Raw genomic sequence first — 17035 nt, 5'->3', positions numbered from 1 at the left:
GGGTCGAGTGACCGAGCAACAGTCCACGGTGGACACGCCGCTGAAGAAGCTGGTCGGGGAGAAGACGGCCAAGGCCCTGGCCAGCCATCTCGACCTGCACACCGCCGGTGACCTGATCTACCACTTCCCGCGCCGGTACGACGAACGCGGCGAGCACACCGACATCCGCTCCCTGGACGTGGGCGAGGACGTGACCGTACTCGGCCAGGTGCGCCGTACCGCCGTCCGGCCGATGCGCCAGCGGCGCGGCAACCTGCTGGAGGTCACCGTCGAGGACGGCTCCGGCGGCCAGCTCACCCTGACCTTCTTCGGCAACCAGGCGTGGCGGGAACGGGACCTGCGGCCCGGCCGGTGGGGGCTGTTCGCCGGCAAGGTCACCGAGTTCCGGGGCAAACGCCAACTCAACGGTCCCGACTACGTGCTGCTCGGCGACGGCCCGGCCGACGGAGAGGTAGCGGCCAGCGACGAGATCGAAGAGTTCGCCGGAGCGCTGATCCCGGTCTATCCGGCCGCCTCGGCGGTGCCCACCTGGGTGATTGCCCGCTGCGTACGGGTGGTGCTGGACACCTTCACCCCGCCCGAGGACCCACTGCCGGCCACCGTGCGGGCCAGCCACAATCTGATCGGCCTGGGGCAGGCCCTGCGGGAAATCCACCGCCCGTCCACCAAGGAGGACCTCTACCGGGCCCGGCACCGGCTGAAATGGGACGAGGCGTTCGCCGTACAGATCACGTTGGTGCAGCGCAAGCATCGGGCGGCGGCCTGGCCGGCACAACCCCGGCCGCCGCGCGAAGCGGGCCTGCTCACCGCCTTCGACGCGAAACTGCCGTACGAGCTGACTGGCGGCCAGGTCACCGTCGGGGCGGAGATCGCCGCCGACCTGGCCACCGCACATCCCATGCACCGGCTGTTGCAGGGGGAGGTCGGCTCCGGCAAGACGCTGGTGGCGTTGCGGGCCATGCTCCAGGTGGTGGACGCGGGCGGTCAGGCGGCGCTACTCGCCCCCACCGAGGTGCTCGCCGCCCAGCACTACCGGGGCATCCTCGACCTGCTCGGCCCGCTCGGTCGCGCAGGTGAGCTGGACGGTGACCCGGACGGCACCCGGGTCGCCCTGGTCACCGGTTCGCTGAATGCGGCGGCCCGGCGGCACGCGCTGGAGGAGGTCGCCAGCGGCCGGGCCGGCATCGTGCTGGGCACCCACGCCCTGCTCTACGAGGGGGTCGACTTCGCCGACCTCGGGCTGGTGGTGGTGGACGAACAGCACCGGTTCGGGGTGGAACAGCGGGACGCGTTGCGAGCCAAGGCCGAGCAGCCGCCGCATGTGCTGGTGATGACGGCGACGCCGATCCCGCGCACGGTGGCGATGACCGTCTACGGGGACCTGGAGGTCTCCACCCTGGCCCAACTGCCCAGCGGGCGCTCGCCGATCGCCTCGCATGTCGTACCGGCCGCCGAGAAACCGGCGTTCCTGGACCGGGCCTGGCGTCGGTTGCGCGAGGAGGTGGCCGCCGGCCATCAGGCGTACGTGGTGTGCCCGCGGATCGGCGCCGGGCCGGAGTCCGAGGAGGAGCCGCCGTCCGGGGACGAGTCGGCTCGGCGGCCCCCACTGGCCGTCACCGAGGTCGCGCCGCTGCTCGCCGAGGGGCCACTGCACGGGCTGCGGATCGGGGTGCTGCACGGCCGCTTGCCGGCCGACGAGAAGGACACGGTGATGCGTACGTTTGCCGCCGGTGACCTGGATGTGCTGGTGGCGACCACGGTGATTGAGGTCGGCGTGAACGTGCCGAACGCGACCGTGATGATCGTGCTGGACGCCGACCGGTTCGGCGTTTCCCAGTTACACCAGTTGCGTGGCCGGGTCGGGCGAGGTACGGCACCCGGGCTGTGTCTGCTGGTCTCCGAAACGCTGGAGGGTTCACCGGCCCGGGAACGGCTGGACGCGGTCGCCTCGACCACGGACGGGTTCCGACTGGCCGAACTGGACCTGGAGCAGCGCCGCGAGGGAGACGTACTCGGGGCCACCCAGTCCGGGCGGCGTTCGCACCTGCGGCTTCTGTCGCTGCTGCGGGACACCGAGTTGATCCGGGAGGCTCGGGCCGAGGCGATGACCCTGGTCGAGGACGATCCAGACTTGGCGCAACATCCCGCCCTGGCGGCTTCGGTGGCAACCCTGGTCGACGAAGAACGCGCCGGCTACCTGGAAAAAGGCTGACCCCGCCTCGCCCCGTCGATCAGCAAGGACAGGTCTTCCTTGCGTCCAGGCAGGTGGTGGGCCGCGACTTCCGGGCCGAGTCGGCGTTCCAACCGAAAGCACCGGGGGCGGGTCGACCAGTTTCGGTCGACCCGCCCCCAGGCGGTTAACTCAGTTTCGGTGTCGGCTCATCGCCAGAAGGCCAGGTGCAGCCTCAGGCGGTGAACCGCAGCCGGCGGCGACGAGCCACCAGGAACAGCGCCACACCGGCACCCAGCAGGACCACGGCACCGGCCGCGATCCCACCGGCGGCGGCGCCGGTCACGGGCAGGCCGCCCCCGCCACCACCGCAGGTGGCCGGCTTCTCGTAGACCGCCTCGAACGGCTCGACGTCCAGCCCCTCGAAGGTGACGGTCGCGGTGGTTCCGGTTTCCTTGGCCGGGAACTTGACGGTCTTGGTCTCACCCGCCGGCACGGTCACCGTCTCGGTCCTGCCACCGAAGGCGATCTTCGCGGTCGCCGGGGTCACCCCCTCCGGGTTCTTCACCGCGACGGTGAAGTTCTCGCAGTCGGACTCGACGACCACGGTCGGCAGGGCGCAGTTCTCCGGCCGCTGCCAGCGGTAGGTCTTCGGTTCCATGCCGTCGGCGCTCACCACGATCTCGGTGGCGTCACTGGCCGGGACCTCGACGCTCTCAGCCTTGTTGGGAGCGACGGTGACCTTCTTGCTGAAGTTGCCGGCGGTGATGGTGAACTCCACCGCGTACTTGCTGATCTTGCCGTTGTTGCTCAGGTTGACGATCACCGTGCCGTCGCAGTTGGACACAAAATCCATGGCCGGCTGCTGGCAGGCCTTGGTGCCGCCGTTGTACCAGCCCTGCGGGCCCTTGGACCGGTTACCCGGCGCGCCGGGGCTGCCCAACTTCTTGTTGCCGTAGGTCGGGCCGTCCTTGACGATCTCCTCGATGACCTGGTCCCGGCCACCCCAGATCAGGTCGACCTGGGTGTGGCAGTCCGGAAGCTCGACCTTCAGCTCGATCTTGGTCTTGCCGGCCTCGATGGTGTCCGTATCGGGTTCGCCATAGACGTACTGCGGGACGGAGAACTCCGGCCGGGGCGCGAAGTACGACACCAGGGTGAACGACTGCTTGACGCCCTGGCACAGCGGCAGTTCGCCGTCGAGTTCGACGGTGGCGACGCCGTTGGGGCCGTCGAAGGTGTGCTTGAACTTTGCCTGACTCGCCTCGACGCACGGCGGCGGAGCCTGGGAGCAGGTGTCCTTGCCGAGGTTGACCCGGCCCTTGTTGGTGTTCTCGTACTTGTTCTTGCCCTCGGAGGTCTGTCCGTCCTGGGACCAGCGGGCGAAGACGCTCAGCTCGACTGTCCCGGTCGCGTCGCCGGGCACCTCCTGGGTGCCGGAGACCGAGTCGCCCTTCTTGCCCTTGGGGGCGAGGACGGTGCCCTGGATGTCCTTGACCGGAGTGTCGATGCTGGACGTGACCTTGACCAGGGTGGCGTACTTCTTCGTCTCGCTGTGGGTCACGGTCCAGGTGATGATCTTCTTGCCGGTGGTGGGCTCGCACACCACCGTGCCCTTGATTTCAGTGTGGTGGGCGCTCGCAGGCGCGGCGACGGCTACCGCCGCCGTGAGGCCGACGAAGACGGCCCCTAGAAATGCCAGCGGTCGCCGCAGCGACAGCTTTGGACGGATCACGCGTGCTCCTGGAAGAGAGGGGGGTTAGAAGCGTGGCGACAAGGTGGCGATCGCGGGGCTCGGATCTTCTGGAATGAGTGCCGATGCCGGACGGTCGGCCAACCGTGCCCGCCCAGCGCCAGACCTTAACGGTTGCGCACATCCCGCAACGTCCCTCAGGGAATCTTAAGGATGATGTTGTGAAGCCGAGACAATTCATCTACCGAAAGTGAGTGCGTACGCTATTTTCGTCTACTTCCTGTGTCGATCAGGCGACAGTCGACCTTGGCGTAACGTCATCACTATGCAGGGAGGACAGACGTGACCCGGATCATCGCCGGAGCATTCGGTGGTCGGCGCATCGTTGCCCCAGCCGGGGCGAACACCCGACCGACTTCCGACCGGGTACGCGAGGCGCTATTCAGTGCTTTGGACACGATGACCGACCTGACGGACAGTCGATTCCTCGATTTGTACGCCGGGTCTGGTGCGGTCGGGTTGGAAGCATTGTCCCGAGGGGCAGCTCACGTACTACTGGTCGAATCCGATGTCCGGGCCGCCCGGATCATTCGCGACAACTTGTCGACTCTGCGCGCTACTCCGGCCGCGAAGTTGGCGAACGGAAAGGTGGCGCAGATCCTCACCGCCGGCCCGGAGGGCGGGGCGTACGACGTGGTCTTCGCTGACCCGCCGTACGCCGTGCCGGACGAGGAGATCACCACGATGCTGGCGGCGCTCGTCGGCGGCGGCTGGCTGGCGGCGGACGCTGTGATCGTGGTGGAACGTTCCACTCGCAGCGGGGCGGTCGAATGGGTGGAAGGAATCACTGCACAGCGCAGCCGGCGGTACGGGGAGACCACACTTTGGTACGGTCGCCGCTCATGAGACGTGCGGTCTGTCCCGGCTCGTTCGATCCGGTCACCAACGGTCACCTGGACATCATCGGTCGGGCCAGCCGACTGTTCGACGAAGTGATCGTCGGTGTGCTGATCAATCAGTCGAAGAGTGGTCTGTTCACCATCGACGAGCGGATCGCCATGCTCCGCGAGGTGACGGCCTCCTACCCGAATGTCCGGGTCGAGTCGTTCCGCGGGCTCCTGGTGGACTTCTGCCGCGACCAGCAGGCGGCTGTCCTGATCAAGGGCCTACGGGCGGTCAGCGACTTCGACTACGAGTTGCAGATGGCGCAGATGAACATGGGGTTGGCCGGGGTGGAGACACTTTTCATGCCGACCAACCCGCTCTACTCGTTCCTGTCGTCGAGTCTGGTCAAGGACGTCGCCAAGTGGGGCGGGGATGTCTCGGCGCACGTCCCGGACCTGGTTCGCGACCTGTTGCGGCAGCGGCTCACCGCGAACCGGGAGCCCGGTCAGCCCACCTGACCCTGCCGGCCAGCATGTCTGGCCAGCTCACCTGACCCGGGCAGCCTGTGGGTCAGCCCGCCTGACCATCTTCGAACCGCGTAACGGCGGTGGGTAGCGCGGCACCTCGGAGCAGTGCGGGTCCGGTCGGCGCGGGGCGGTCGGGCCTGCGGCGACGCGCCGCGCGGAAAGAGGTTTGGCCACCCGGTCGTATCCGGGACGCATCATTGGGTGAGCTGTAATTCGGTCGGACGTCGCATTATGGAGGTTCGGCTGACTAATGACAGGCAGGAGTGAGGTACCGGTGGACCCGCTCGATCGCATCGACGAGATCATCGCCATGGTGGAGGCGGCGCGATCCGTCCCGATGTCGCGCAACAACTGCATGGTGGATCGCGGTGAGACGATCGCGATTCTCGACGAGCTGCGCGCCGAACTCCCCGCCGACCTGCGCCGGGCCGCTGTGCTCCTGGCGGAACGGGACAAGATCATGGACGCCGGGAAGCGGGAGGCCGACCGGATCATCAGCGAGGCGGAGGCCGAGCATGCCCGACTCGTCTCGGTGAACGAGATCACCGTGTCGGCGGAGCATGAGGGGGCCCGGATCGTCGCGGAGGCGCGGGCGGAGGCACAGCGACTGCGCGAGGAGGTCGACGACTACGTCGACACCGCACTGGCCAACTTCGAGCAGTTCCTCACCCGGGCGCTCGCCTCCATCGAGCGCGGCCGGGACAAGATGCACGCGCTTCGGGAGATCGGCACCTTCGCCGCGGAGGAGAGCGAGCGCCCGCTGTCGTTCTGAGCAGCCCCGGGTGTCGTGCGTGACACAGCGGTGTTGTCCGTGGCCTGGGCGTTATGTGCTGCGCTGGGCGTTGTGGGTAGCCCCACCGGCCACCCCGGCGGCGGCCAACCCGGCGCGGGTGCCCCGGCCAGCCGGCGGCGGCCACCTGGCCTGCCCCGGTGGGGTGCCCCGGTTCGACGCTGGGCTCCCTGCCCAGGTAACCTGATTTGTCGGCCGCACACAGGCCGGAGTCTGACTATGCCTAAACCTTCGCCAAGCTCACTCAGCCCCAGGTCGCCGCTGGTCCTCGACACGAGGGAACTGCCGCGCCGACCTGGCGCTTTGCGTACGGTCGAGCGGGTGGTGCCGGCGCCGGCGGACCTCGGGCTGGAGCTGATCGGCGTGCCGGAAGGCGCGGACCTGAGCCTCGACCTGAGGCTTGAGTCGGTGTCCGAGGGCGTGCTCGTTTCCGGGACCGTTTCCGGTCCGATCGAAGGCGAGTGCGGCCGTTGTCTGCGCCCGATCAGGGACTCGCTGGCTGTCAAAATCCAGGAGCTGTACGCCTACGAGAACAGCACCACGGACGAGACGGCCGATGAGGACGAGGTGGGCCGGATGCAGGGCGATCTGATCGACCTGGAGCCGGTGTTGCGGGATGCGGTGGTGCTCACACTGCCGACCAACCCGCTGTGCCGAGACGACTGCCCAGGGCTGTGCCCCGACTGCGGGGTGCACTGGGACGAGCTGCCGGCTGACCACAGCCACCAGCAGATCGACCCCCGCTGGGCTGGCCTGTCGCAACTGACCCGTCAAGAGGAGTAAGAACCGTGGCCGTCCCCAAGCGCAAGATGTCGCGCAGCAACACTCGGTCCCGCCGGGCGAACTGGAAGGTTGCGGCGGTCGCGACCGTGGCGTGCCCGCAGTGCAAGTCGCCGAAGCTGCCGCACGCCGCGTGTGGTGTCTGCGGCACCTACAACGGTCGTCAGGTTCTCGAAGTCTGACGCCGGACGCCGAGTGACGCCTCCGACCACCGGTCGGGTGGCTCGCGCGCCCTGGCGACTGCCCGGTGCACCGGCTTCCACCAACGCCGGCCGTGAATCCTCGGCCGGCGTTCCCGTGGAGCCGGGCACCGCGCGGATCGCCGTTGACCTCCTCGGCGGGGACGATGCTCCCGCCGTCGTGGTTGACGGCGCTCTGCGGGCGTTCGACGCCGACCCCGACCTGCACCTACTGCTCGTCGGGCCACCCGAAGTGGCCGGCGGGCTCCGCGACGCGCTGCCGCCGACCCGGCGGCACCGGATCTCCGTCCGGGTCGCCCACACCGTCGCCGTAGCCGACCAACCGGCCCGATCCGGCCGAGCCGACACCTCCGTACGAGCCGCCGTGGCCGCCGTCGCCGAAGGTGCCGCCGACGCTGTGGTCTCGGCCGGTGCCACCGGCGCCACGGTGACCGCCGCCGCGCTCCTGCTCGGGCGCTGGCCCGGCGTACGCCGACCCGCCCTGGTCGCCACCCTGCCCGCGATCGCCGGCCCGGTCGTACTGCTCGACGTGGGCGGGTCACTGGAGGCGAGCCCGGCCACCCTGTCCCGGCACGCGGTGCTCGGCGCCGCCTACGCTGCAATCGCCCACGCGGTCGACGAACCCCGGATCGGGCTGCTTTCCGTCGGTACCGAGGCCGGCAAGGGCGATCGGGCCCGGCGAGCCGCCGACCCGGTGCTCGCCGAGCAGCCGCTGCCCGCCGGCGGGCGCTACATCGGCCTGGTCGAGGGGTACGAATTGGGGCAGGGTGAGCACGCCGACGTGGTCGTCACCGACGGGTTCACCGGAAACGTGCTGCTCAAGGCGATCGAAGGGGCGTACGCCATGGCCGGTGGTCCCCCGGCCAGCGGTGGGTCAGCCCGGGCCGCCGCGCTGCTGGGCATCGCCGGTACGGTCGTCGTCTGCCACGGCGCGGCCCGGGGTGACGATGTCGCCTCCGGTATCGCCCTCGCCGCCCATCTACATCGTCGCGGCGCCGCCGCGGCGGTCTCCACGCTGCTCGCCGATCCCGGTCGGGATCTCCGCACGATCAACACCGAGGTAACCGCATGAGCAACGACAAGCGGGTAACCGCATGAGCAACGACAAGCGGCGGCGCGCGCCCGTCGGACATCTGGAGGCGGCGTTCGGCGTCTCACTGGACCCGGAACTGCTGGAACGCGCGTTGACCCACCGGTCGTTCGCGTACGAGAACGGTGGGCTGCCCACCAACGAACGGCTTGAGTTTCTCGGCGACTCGGTGCTCGGTGTGGTGATCACGGCGGCGCTCTTCCACAACCACCCTGACCTGCCCGAGGGGCAACTGGCCAAGCTTCGGGCGAGTGTGGTCAACATGCGGGCGTTGGCGGACGTCGCCCGAGGGTTGGGGCCGGAAGGGCTGGGGCAGTATCTGCTTCTGGGCCGGGGCGAGGAGATCACCGGCGGTCGGGACAAGGCGAGCATCCTGGCGGACACCCTGGAGGCGCTGCTCGGCGCGATCTACCTCCAGTACGGGCTGGACACCGCCTCGACCGTGATCCACCGGTTGTTCGATCCGCTGATGGCGGAGTCCGCCGGCCGGGGCGCGGCGCTGGACTGGAAGACCAGCCTCCAGGAGCTGACCGCCTCCCTGGGGCTCGGCGTCCCGGAATACCGCATCGACGAGGCGGGGCCGGACCACCTGAAGACGTTCACCGCCTGGGTGGTGGTGGCCGGCAACCGGTACGGCGGGGCCGAAGGCCGCAGCAAGAAGGAAGCCGAGCAGCGCGCTGCGGAGACTGCCTGGCGCACGCTCTCCGAGCAGACCGCCGAACCGACCGGGGCCGTGGAGCCGGTGGAGTCGACCGGACCGGTGACGCCGGGGCAGGAGTCGCCGTCGAAGCAGGAGTCGTCACCGGAGTACGGGGGGTCGGGTGCCTGAGCTGCCCGAGGTGGAGACGGTCCGCCAGGGGGTGGCCAGATGGGTGGCCGGCCGGCGGATCGCCATGGTCGAGGTGCGCCACCCGCGCGCCATCCGGCGGCACCTGCCCGGCGCGGAGCACTTCGCCACCGTACTCGTCGGGCGGACCGTGCTGGACGCCTGCCGGCGCGGCAAGTATCTCTGGCTGCCGCTGGACAGTGGTGACGCGATCGTCGGGCATCTCGGTATGTCCGGACAGCTCCTCGTGCAGCCGGCGGAGGCACCGGACGAGACGCATCTACGGGTCCGGTTCACCTTCGACGACGGTGGGCCGGAGCTGCGCTTCATCGACCAGCGCACCTTCGGCGGGTTGGCGGTTTCCGAAGGCGGTGCCACCCTGCCCGCCGAGATCGCACACATCGCCCGGGATCCGATGGACCCCGAGTTTTCCGACGCCGACTTTCTGGCCGGGCTGCGCCGCCGGCGTACCGAGGTGAAGCGGGCGCTGCTCGACCAGACCCTGATCTCCGGCGTGGGCAACATCTACGCCGACGAGGCGCTGTGGCGGGCCCGCCTGCACGGTGCCCGGCAGACCGACACGCTTACCGGGCCGGCGGTCGGCCGGCTGCTCGGGCACATTCGGGACGTGCTCGGTGAGGCGATCAAGGTCGGCGGTACGAGTTTCGACGCGCTCTACGTCAACGTCAACGGCGAGAGCGGCTACTTCGACCGGGCCCTCAACGTGTACGGCCGGGAAGGACTGCCCTGCCCCCGGTGCGGTACGCCGATCCGGCGCGAGGCGTTCATGAACCGCTCGTCGCACAGTTGCCCGCGCTGCCAGCCCCGTCCCCGGGTGCTCGGCGGTAAGGCATGACCGACCATGAGGCCTGACCGGTAAGGCCGGATGGGCCGTAGGACCTGACCGCTCTACCCGCTCGCCGTTGTCTGCCCATTGTGCCCGCTGGTCTTGCTGCTCGTGGCTGGTGCGCGTCCGATAGGCTGCGGTGCCGTCAAACGCCGTCCCTTGTGCATTCACTGCGGCAGCGGTGGCAGCGACAATGCGATTCTCGGGAGCGGGGAGGCAGGAACAGCGTGCGTCGGTGGACTCGAAAGGCTGTCCTGAGTCTGGGCGGCGTCCTCTGCATGGTGCTGGCGACAGCCTGCGCGCCGACCCAGGCCGGGATTCCCCGAGCGGGGGCCTACACGCCGAACCTTGAGGACGAACTGGCGGGTGTTCGTGGGGTCGACATGCGGACCGACTTCGCGGACTCCCCGCAGTCGGTCAATGACTATTGGACCAGTGACCGGGTCAAGGACGCCAAACCGCCAAACCTGCCCGGCCCGGATGGGGACTCGAACGGCGGCGCCGCCGAACCGCCGATCTCGGTGGTTGTCCACCCCTCCATCGGTCCGCTGGGCACGGTGTCGCCAACTGCGAACGGCACAAGCAGCGCCGGCAACCCCTGGTCGATGGCGGGGTTGAGCCGGCGGACCGTAGGGCGGCTCTACTTTACCTTCGATGGCCGGAACTACGTCTGTAGCGCTTCGGTGGTCAACTCGACGTCGGGCAGCGTGGTGGCGACGGCGGCGCACTGCCTGTTCGACACGGGATCGAAGCGGCAGTGGGCCCGGAACGTGCTTTTCGTACCCGGTGACGAAGCAGGTCGGGCACCGTTCGGCCGGTGGACCGCCGCGAGTGGGCATGTCACCCAGCAGTTCCTGAAAAATGCCTTTTCCAGCGACAAGGGCACTCGGGGATCCGGCTGGCAGTTCGACACCGCGTTCCTGAAGATGCGACCCCAGGGCGGCAAGACCATCCAGCAGACGCTGGGGGCGCAGGGCATCGCCTTCGGTGAGGCACCGGAAGGCCTGATGGTGCTGGGATATCCGACCGCGCCACCGTTCGACGGCACCAAGATGCGCTACTGCTCCACGCCCAGCACGCGTACGGATTCGAGGGTCTACGGAGACTACGGACTGACCTGCGTCATGACCCCGGGATGTTCCGGCGGGCCCTGGCTGACCCGGTTCGATCCGGTGAAGGGGGCGGGCTACGTGGTGTCGACCAGTTCCGTCGGCAATGGCCAGCGACTCTACGGATCCCCAATGGGTAAGACGGCATATGACCTCTATCTCCAGGTGGACAAGAAATGACAGTTTCGCTCCACCCTCGGCTCCGTATCACCCGCGCGAGTCGAATCCTGGGGGCGCTACTGGGGTGTGCGCTGCTGGTGGGTTGTGGCGTGACCGAGGACGGGCTGGCGCTGCCCAGCCAGGAGCAGGCCCGGGAGTACCAGGGCGCCAAGTTCACCGAGTCGCTGCAAGGGCTGGTCAAATACTTTCGTGAGGCGACGAACATCAAGGGCACGGTCTTCTCGTTCGCCAGTTTCGAGGGGAAGAAGGCCAAGTCCGAGATGGACACCTACGTGCTCGGTGCGCCGCCGGCCATGTTGGCCAAGTCGCGGTCCGGGCTCGAGGGTGACAATATCGACACCTATCATCCGGCGGGGAGTGACAAGGATCTGCTGCTGCTCGGCAGCATGTATCGCAGTCTCGCTCCCACACCCTGGGTTTCCCACAAGACCAGCTTTCCGGCTGACGGCTACTACATCTGCATCATGGCTGGGGTCATGACCGGCTGCAAGATGCTGTCGGCGATCGAGCTGACGCAGAAGGAGAACCCCAACGGGTTGCTGCGGAAGTACACCAAGCACCCGGATGGACGGGTCGAGTTACTTACCGGCGTGACCCTGAAAGCGTTCCTGGAGGCGCGGGTCTTGGTCTTTCCGGACGCACTCCGCGCAAAGATGACCGACAACATGATGACGCAGATGCTGCCGGTGCGGATCAAGTTCGACCCCGATGGCAGTCTGGACATGTTTGAGGTAAACGGGGTGGTGGAGGGTGGGCCGTCGCCCCTTGAGGTCCAGATCGGCTACGACATCACCGGTACCGCGACCGCTGCCGACTTCCCGCCGCTGCCGTCGGGTTTCGACGTCACCCACTTGGACGATAAAGCTCGGCGTGAGTTCTACGACAAACTCGGTGACATCAAGAACAAGATCGCGTAGTTGTCCACGTAGGACAGGAGCACCTTCGTGACCCAGCCACCTGGCCAGGGCCCTCACCCACCCGTACCGCCGCAGCCCGGGCAGCAGCCACCCTTACCACCCCCGCCTGGTTGGCCCGCGTCAGGTCAGCAGCAGCACAAGCCTCAGCCGGGTCAGCCTCAGCCTGGTCCGCCCCAGCCTGGTCCGCCCCAGCCTGGTCTGCCCCAGCCTGGTCAGCCGCAAGGCATGCCTGGTCAGCCGTGGCCGGCACAGCCGCCGGCTGGTTGGCAACAGCATCCCCACCAGCAGCCGCCTGGCCCTGGCCCTGGCCCTGGCCCGCATCAGCCTGGCCCGCATCAGCCTGGCCCGTACCAGGCTGGACCGCCCCGGCCGGGGCAGCCGTGGCCGGGCCAGGCCGGTCCGCAGCCGACATCGAGCCCGGGGCCGCCGCCAATGCCCGGACATCCAGGGCCCGGACATCCAGGGCCGCCGGCCGGTTGGCAACCACCGCCGGGCATGCCAGATCAGCGGTACGGAAACCCGCCGGCCCCGCCGGTTCCCCCGTCAACTGCTCGGCTGACTCCACCGCCGCCCCCACCGCCGGCAGCTCAGCCGACTTTGTTGCCTCCGCCGCCCCCACCGCCGGCGGGTCGGCCGACTCCACTGCCGCCTCCGCCGCCCTCGCTACCGACTGCCCCAGGGATCCCGCAGCAGCCCGTCCAGGGACAGCGACCGCCCGGTGGGCAGCAGCCCGCCCCGTACGCCGCTCCCGCCCCACCCCGGGTCGGGGCCGGGCCAGGACAGGCCACCGGAGCAGCCCAGTGGGCCACCCCACCACCGGTCGGTGCCCCGACGGTCGGAGCACCGATGGACAAGCCTCGGCGGAAGACCGGCAAGATCCTGCTGATCACCACCGGCGCGGTGGCGGTCGTGATTGTCGCTGCAGTGGTGCTCGTACGTCTGTTCAGCACGCCGGTCTTCGACAGTAAGGCGATGGAACGAGGCATTGCCGGGGTGATTGCCAAGGACTTCGGTGAAGGCGACGTTGCCGACGTGCGGTGTCCCTCGGGTCAGAAGATCGTGAAGGATGCCACCTTCACCTGCACCGCAAAGGTCAAGGGTGCGGAGAAGCGGGTGACGATCAAAGTCCTCAACGAGCAGAACGGCGAGTACGAGGTGGGCCAGCCGCACTAGTCGATCTCTGCCTCGGCAGATCTTGGTGAGATATTGCCCCTCGATGGGCCATTTTTCACCAAGATCTGAGGGCAGGGCAGGGCAGGGCAGGGGCGATCGAGATGCCGTCGAGCCGGTCCGGCTCACCGATTGGGTAAGGGCCTGACTGATCAGTCAGGACAGGGATCGCGCCAGGCATCCAGCGTGCGGTTCTTGCGCATGGATACGAACCCGTAGCCGATCGTCTCCACACAAAAGGCTGCGGGCGGCTGGTCGTACTCGACGTGGAGGACCGGTTTGCCGGCCTCGACGAACGGCAGGAGTCGAGCGCATTCGCGGTTACGGAAGCACCCTTCGTTGACCGCGAAGTCGAACTCGGGCTGCAACGCCATGACCTGGTCGACGTCGTTGGTAAGCCCGGGGGAGAGGTGTAGGGAGCGGATCAGTCCGGCCAGTCGGCGGTTGAAGACGAGTTGGTCGTCGAAGGTGAGCGGAAAGCCGGACCGCTGGGCGTACCCGTCCATGTCGGCCGGCATGACCGCCTCGAACCCCTTGCCCCGGCACAGTCGGAACCGGTCGGCCAGGATCGGCTCGATCACCGCCCACTGGCGGATATCCAGCCAGCGTCCCCCGTCCCGGCTGCCGCCCGTACGAGGGAGACCGGTGGTCGCTCCGAGGATCTGGGCGGGGAAGCGGGCGGCGTCCGGTCGATCCGGGTAGTACGTCCCGACCTCGACGTAGCAGACGAGCCGTCGGTCGCGAGCTACCAACCGGCGTACGTCCTCGGCCGGGGTGGTGAACGGGTCGAGAACGAAGATCCGAGCCGCTGCCTCCGGGTCGAGTTCACCGCTGAGCTGCCACTGCCAGTTCGAAACGGGACCGTGCGGCCACGGGGTCGCGGGTGGGCGATCGCCAGGGATCCGGCACCCGGCGAGCGCCCCGAGCAGGGCTAGCAGGGCCAGTACGACCAGCCCGACGGTCGTGGTCCTCGGGCCGTTCCGGTGGCCGAGGCTTCTGCCCGGCATCTCAGTGCGTTGCGCCCCGCACGGGCACACCCCCTCGCCCGGACAACGATCCGGCGGCCGGTGGCGGCACGGGGAGCCTCGCACTGGTCTGGCTGCTCCTAGTGCGGATCGCCCCGGCCCCGGCCCGGATCAGGAGCAGCTGATCGTCGATGTCAGAGCCAGGCATTACGGTCACTGCCATGACGATGATCCAGACTTACCAGCTTGCCGTACCCGGGGCCGAGCTGACCTACGACGTGCGTGGGCCGCTTCCGCCGGTTGGCGGTCAGCCGGCGCTACTCATGGTCGGTCAGCCGATGACGGCGGAGGGTTTTACCGCTCTCGCCGACAACTTCACGGACCGTACGGTTGTCACCTACGACCCGCGCGGCTTGGGCCGCAGCGTTCGTACCGACGGCCGGTCAGACCACACGCCGCAGCAGCAGGCAGCTGATCTGCACCTGCTGATCGAGGCACTCGATGCCGGTCCGGTCGAGGTCTTCGCGAGTAGTGGTGGCGCGGTGACGGCGCTCGAACTGGTCGCGTCCCATCCTGCCGACGTTGTCACGCTGGTGGCGCACGAGCCCCCGATCAATGCGGTGCTTCCCGATGTCGTAGCCGCCGAGCGTGCCCGGGCCGCCTTCCACGAGGCGTACCAGGCGAACGGCTTTGGCGCGGGGATGGCCGCGTTCGTCGCAATGACGTCCTGGCAGGGCGAGTTCACCGACGCCTACTTCGCCCAGCCCGCGCCCGACCCAGCGATGTTCGGCATGCCGACCGACGACGACGGCACCCGCGACGACCCGCTGTTGTCGAAGGCTTCCTGGGCAATCACCGACTACCGTCCCGACGTGAGGGCGCTCACCGCAGCACCGACCCGGATTGTGATCGCGGTCGGCGAGGAGACGGCGGGGACGTACACGGCGCGTACCGCGCACGGCACCGCGGCACAGCTCGGCCAGCAGGCGGCGGTGTTCCCGAGCCATCACGGCGGCTTCGTCGGTGGCGAGTCGGGTTACGCGGGCAAGCCCGAGGAGTTTGCCGCGAGGCTTCGTGAGGTCCTGGCCACCAGCTAGCTGGCTAGGCGACCGAGCCGAAGACCTGGGTCCAGTAGAGGGTGCCGTCGGCAGCGGCGACGACACCGATGCCGATCGCCTTGGCCTGGCAGTTGAGGATGTTGGCCCGGTGACCGGAGCTGTTCATCCAGCCCTCCATGACCGCAGTCGGGGTCCGGTAGCCGGCGGCGACGTTCTCGCCGATCGCGTTCTGGTAACCGGCCCGCTGCGCCCGCTGTACGAAGGAGCTGCCGTCACTGCCGGTGTGCGACATCTTGTCGTTGGCGGCCTGGTCGGCGCTGTGCTGGCGGGCCGAGGTGGCCAGTTTCGCGTTGATCTTGACGGCACCGCACCCGTTGGCGCTGCGCTCCTGGTTGACGATCGCGAGCACCTGTTCTTCCCGGCTGTCCCCGGCGGAGACCTGGGCCGGGGTCCGGCTGGGGGTCTGCTTCGGGGCGGTGGTGGCCGGTGTCGCCTTGCGGCTGGGTGAGGCGCTGGGGGCGGCGCTCGTAGGGGAGCCGGTGGGCGGTGCCGGGGACGCTGCCGAACTGCCGGAGGGGGTGGCGGCGGTCGGCGAGACGAGGTCGGCGTCGATGGTGGTTTCAGACCCGCCCGTCCCGCCGGGCAGCGTCGCACTGTCGGCAGGGGCGGAGGACGTGGAGGTGCCGGCGAAGTTCGCCGGCAGCTGGGTCGCGCCGAGACCGACGAGGCCCACCAGCGCCGTACCACCGGCGGCCAAGGCCAGTCGGCGGGGGAACCGTCGCGGGGTGCGGTGCCGTCCACGGCTGGACGATGGTAGGACGTGCGGATCCGTAGAAGGCCAGTCAGCCTCGTCGGTGTGGTCGAATCCGTCGGTCCTGTCGTACACGCCGTTGCCTCCGTTGGCTCGTCTTCGTGGGCCGCTGTGACGCTACGTGGGGCGGCCGGCCTGCGGCAACGTGGCTAAGAAAGACCTAAGGAAGGCTGCGAAGATCATCGTTGATGTCTGCGAGGTTTGCCGGCTTACCCGGTTCGGTGTCCGAAACAATGATCTTTGTTTGTGCCGTGCGACGGCTCTCTGAATGGGTGTAGTGGTTGCCGCAAGAGTGACCTGCGCCCCGCTTAACTTGACTTGGGGCGGGGGCAACTCCAATATGTAAGGGTCGCCAGTCGCGCCCAGTCATGCCCGCGTTTGCCTGCGGGAAGATAGTCGCGAACGAGTGGGCGCGCGTTGGCCGGCCTTTCCGGCAGCGCATTACAAGGAGACAATATGGCGAAGGCCCTCTACGGCCACGTTGGCGCGGCGCCCGATCGGCGCATGCTCGACGAGGTCACCCGACTGCGTGCCAGGGTTCAGGCACTGGAGTTCGAGATCACCCGGTTGCGTGCCGAGAATGATCGGCTTGCGGCTGCGGCGGCTGAGGCGGACGACCTGCTACGTCTCGCCGAGCCCGCCCTGACCTGATCTTCAGTGCATCGGTGGAGCGACGCACACACCTGAACATCTGATCGCGCCAAACGAATCGCGCGCCGACACAGAGCCTGTGGCGGCGCGCAGTTTTGTGTCCAGGGTGCCATTCTTGCCCGGCGCGTCCGGGCCGCTCCGCATCGGGTCCGTTCCCGGTCCGCATCGGGTCCGTTCCCGGCCCGTAGCGGGTCCGTTCCCGGCCCGTAGCGGGCTCCGTTCGGGCCAATCCGATCCGAGCACCGACGGTGATCGGAACAGAACAGATCATCGGATACGCTGGTCGCGCGTGCCGCCGCCTGGCAACGGCGGGACCGGGGCTACCCTGCGGTTGGACCACTGGTTGGGGCACCTGCCCGCCCGCGT

The 17035-nt window shown here is 68.7% G+C and carries 18 protein-coding genes; 15 read left to right on the top strand and 3 right to left on the bottom strand.

Annotation, left to right across the window (positions count from 1 at the left end):
* Nucleotides 1-7 precede the first annotated feature (7 nt).
* Entirely contained in the window at nt 8-2212 is a 2205-nt protein-coding gene (recG, locus tag ACWDV4_RS15860; protein WP_449979008.1) for an ATP-dependent DNA helicase RecG, read from the top strand.
* Nucleotides 2213-2405: 193 nt separating this feature from the next.
* Here recG and ACWDV4_RS15855 read toward each other — a convergent pair whose 3' ends face one another.
* On the bottom strand, nt 2406-3905 hold the full coding sequence (locus tag ACWDV4_RS15855; protein ID WP_449979005.1) for a cell wall anchor protein: 1500 nt from the start codon (nt 3903-3905) through the stop codon (nt 2406-2408).
* Between the two features lie 300 nt (nt 3906-4205).
* Between ACWDV4_RS15855 and rsmD the strand changes: the two genes are divergently transcribed.
* The 12 genes from rsmD (at nt 4206) to ACWDV4_RS15795 (ending at nt 13187) form a co-directional block, all read left to right on the top strand.
* Complete coding sequence (rsmD, locus tag ACWDV4_RS15850) at nt 4206-4769, top strand: 16S rRNA (guanine(966)-N(2))-methyltransferase RsmD (protein WP_449979002.1); 564 nt, start codon at nt 4206-4208, stop codon at nt 4767-4769.
* Entirely contained in the window at nt 4766-5266 is a 501-nt protein-coding gene (coaD, locus tag ACWDV4_RS15845) for a pantetheine-phosphate adenylyltransferase (RefSeq protein ID WP_449978999.1), read from the top strand. The genes rsmD and coaD overlap by 4 nt, the downstream gene beginning before the upstream one ends.
* A gap of 283 nt (nt 5267-5549) precedes the next feature.
* Nucleotides 5550-6047 (top strand): hypothetical protein, encoded by a 498-nt coding sequence (locus ACWDV4_RS15840; protein WP_449978997.1) that lies wholly within the window; start codon nt 5550-5552, stop codon nt 6045-6047.
* Between the two features lie 19 nt (nt 6048-6066).
* A complete protein-coding gene (locus ACWDV4_RS15835) occupies nt 6067-6252 on the top strand; it encodes a hypothetical protein (RefSeq protein WP_449978995.1) in 186 nt (61 codons plus the stop codon).
* Between the two features lie 32 nt (nt 6253-6284).
* Nucleotides 6285-6848, top strand: a complete 564-nt coding sequence (locus tag ACWDV4_RS15830) for a YceD family protein (protein ID WP_449978992.1) — start codon at nt 6285-6287, stop codon at nt 6846-6848.
* A gap of 5 nt (nt 6849-6853) precedes the next feature.
* Nucleotides 6854-7027, top strand: a complete 174-nt coding sequence (rpmF, locus tag ACWDV4_RS15825; protein ID WP_377578586.1) for a 50S ribosomal protein L32 — start codon at nt 6854-6856, stop codon at nt 7025-7027.
* A gap of 115 nt (nt 7028-7142) precedes the next feature.
* Entirely contained in the window at nt 7143-8117 is a 975-nt protein-coding gene (locus tag ACWDV4_RS15820) for a phosphate acyltransferase PlsX (protein ID WP_449979177.1), read from the top strand.
* A 22-nt stretch (nt 8118-8139) separates the two neighbouring features.
* Nucleotides 8140-8964: a ribonuclease III gene (rnc, locus tag ACWDV4_RS15815; protein ID WP_449978988.1), complete on the top strand. Its 825-nt coding sequence runs from the start codon at nt 8140-8142 to the stop codon at nt 8962-8964.
* Nucleotides 8957-9817: a bifunctional DNA-formamidopyrimidine glycosylase/DNA-(apurinic or apyrimidinic site) lyase gene (gene mutM / locus ACWDV4_RS15810; protein WP_449978986.1), complete on the top strand. Its 861-nt coding sequence runs from the start codon at nt 8957-8959 to the stop codon at nt 9815-9817. The genes rnc and mutM overlap by 8 nt, the downstream gene beginning before the upstream one ends.
* Nucleotides 9818-10086: 269 nt before the next feature.
* Entirely contained in the window at nt 10087-11097 is a 1011-nt protein-coding gene (locus ACWDV4_RS15805; protein ID WP_449978984.1) for a trypsin-like serine peptidase, read from the top strand.
* The gene (locus ACWDV4_RS15800) at nt 11094-12014 is read left to right on the top strand and encodes a hypothetical protein (protein ID WP_449978981.1); all 921 of its coding nucleotides are present in this window, start codon (nt 11094-11096) and stop codon (nt 12012-12014) included. Before ACWDV4_RS15805 ends, ACWDV4_RS15800 begins: the two co-directional genes overlap by 4 nt.
* Nucleotides 12015-12860: 846 nt before the next feature.
* Nucleotides 12861-13187: a DUF4333 domain-containing protein gene (locus ACWDV4_RS15795; RefSeq protein ID WP_449978978.1), complete on the top strand. Its 327-nt coding sequence runs from the start codon at nt 12861-12863 to the stop codon at nt 13185-13187.
* A 149-nt stretch (nt 13188-13336) separates the two neighbouring features.
* Here the strand turns inward: ACWDV4_RS15795 and ACWDV4_RS15790 are convergent, their stop codons facing one another.
* Nucleotides 13337-14191: an endo alpha-1,4 polygalactosaminidase gene (locus ACWDV4_RS15790; protein ID WP_449978975.1), complete on the bottom strand. Its 855-nt coding sequence runs from the start codon at nt 14189-14191 to the stop codon at nt 13337-13339.
* A 179-nt stretch (nt 14192-14370) separates the two neighbouring features.
* Here ACWDV4_RS15790 and ACWDV4_RS15785 point away from each other — a divergent pair, with 179 nt between their 5' ends.
* Nucleotides 14371-15246 carry an alpha/beta fold hydrolase gene (locus tag ACWDV4_RS15785; RefSeq protein WP_449978973.1) on the top strand — a complete coding sequence of 292 codons (876 nt, stop codon included), beginning with the start codon at nt 14371-14373 and terminating at the stop codon, nt 15244-15246.
* Between the two features lie 4 nt (nt 15247-15250).
* Here ACWDV4_RS15785 and ACWDV4_RS15780 read toward each other — a convergent pair whose 3' ends face one another.
* Complete coding sequence (locus ACWDV4_RS15780; protein ID WP_449978970.1) at nt 15251-16093, bottom strand: CAP domain-containing protein; 843 nt, start codon at nt 16091-16093, stop codon at nt 15251-15253.
* 381 nt (nt 16094-16474) lie between these two features.
* Here ACWDV4_RS15780 and ACWDV4_RS15775 point away from each other — a divergent pair, with 381 nt between their 5' ends.
* On the top strand, nt 16475-16669 hold the full coding sequence (locus ACWDV4_RS15775) for a hypothetical protein (RefSeq protein ID WP_184533582.1): 195 nt from the start codon (nt 16475-16477) through the stop codon (nt 16667-16669).
* The last annotated feature ends 366 nt before the right edge of the window (nt 16670-17035 follow it).

Source organism: Micromonospora sp. NPDC003197 (assembly GCF_053590565.1).
Note: the sequence above shows the minus strand (reverse complement) of the source record. Positions and strands in the feature narration are given on the sequence as shown.

Coding starts and splice junctions, on each gene's coding strand:
- rnc (WP_449978988.1), top strand. CDS start 8,140: ATGAGCAACGACAAGCGGCGGCGCGCGCCCGTCGGACATCTGGAGGCG.
- ACWDV4_RS15795 (WP_449978978.1), top strand. CDS start 12,861: ATGGACAAGCCTCGGCGGAAGACCGGCAAGATCCTGCTGATCACCACC.
- ACWDV4_RS15830 (WP_449978992.1), top strand. CDS start 6,285: ATGCCTAAACCTTCGCCAAGCTCACTCAGCCCCAGGTCGCCGCTGGTC.
- ACWDV4_RS15805 (WP_449978984.1), top strand. CDS start 10,087: ATGGTGCTGGCGACAGCCTGCGCGCCGACCCAGGCCGGGATTCCCCGA.
- coaD (WP_449978999.1), top strand. CDS start 4,766: ATGAGACGTGCGGTCTGTCCCGGCTCGTTCGATCCGGTCACCAACGGT.
- ACWDV4_RS15790 (WP_449978975.1), bottom strand. CDS start 14,191: ATGCCGGGCAGAAGCCTCGGCCACCGGAACGGCCCGAGGACCACGACC.
- ACWDV4_RS15785 (WP_449978973.1), top strand. CDS start 14,371: ATGACGATGATCCAGACTTACCAGCTTGCCGTACCCGGGGCCGAGCTG.
- ACWDV4_RS15800 (WP_449978981.1), top strand. CDS start 11,094: ATGACAGTTTCGCTCCACCCTCGGCTCCGTATCACCCGCGCGAGTCGA.
- ACWDV4_RS15775 (WP_184533582.1), top strand. CDS start 16,475: ATGGCGAAGGCCCTCTACGGCCACGTTGGCGCGGCGCCCGATCGGCGC.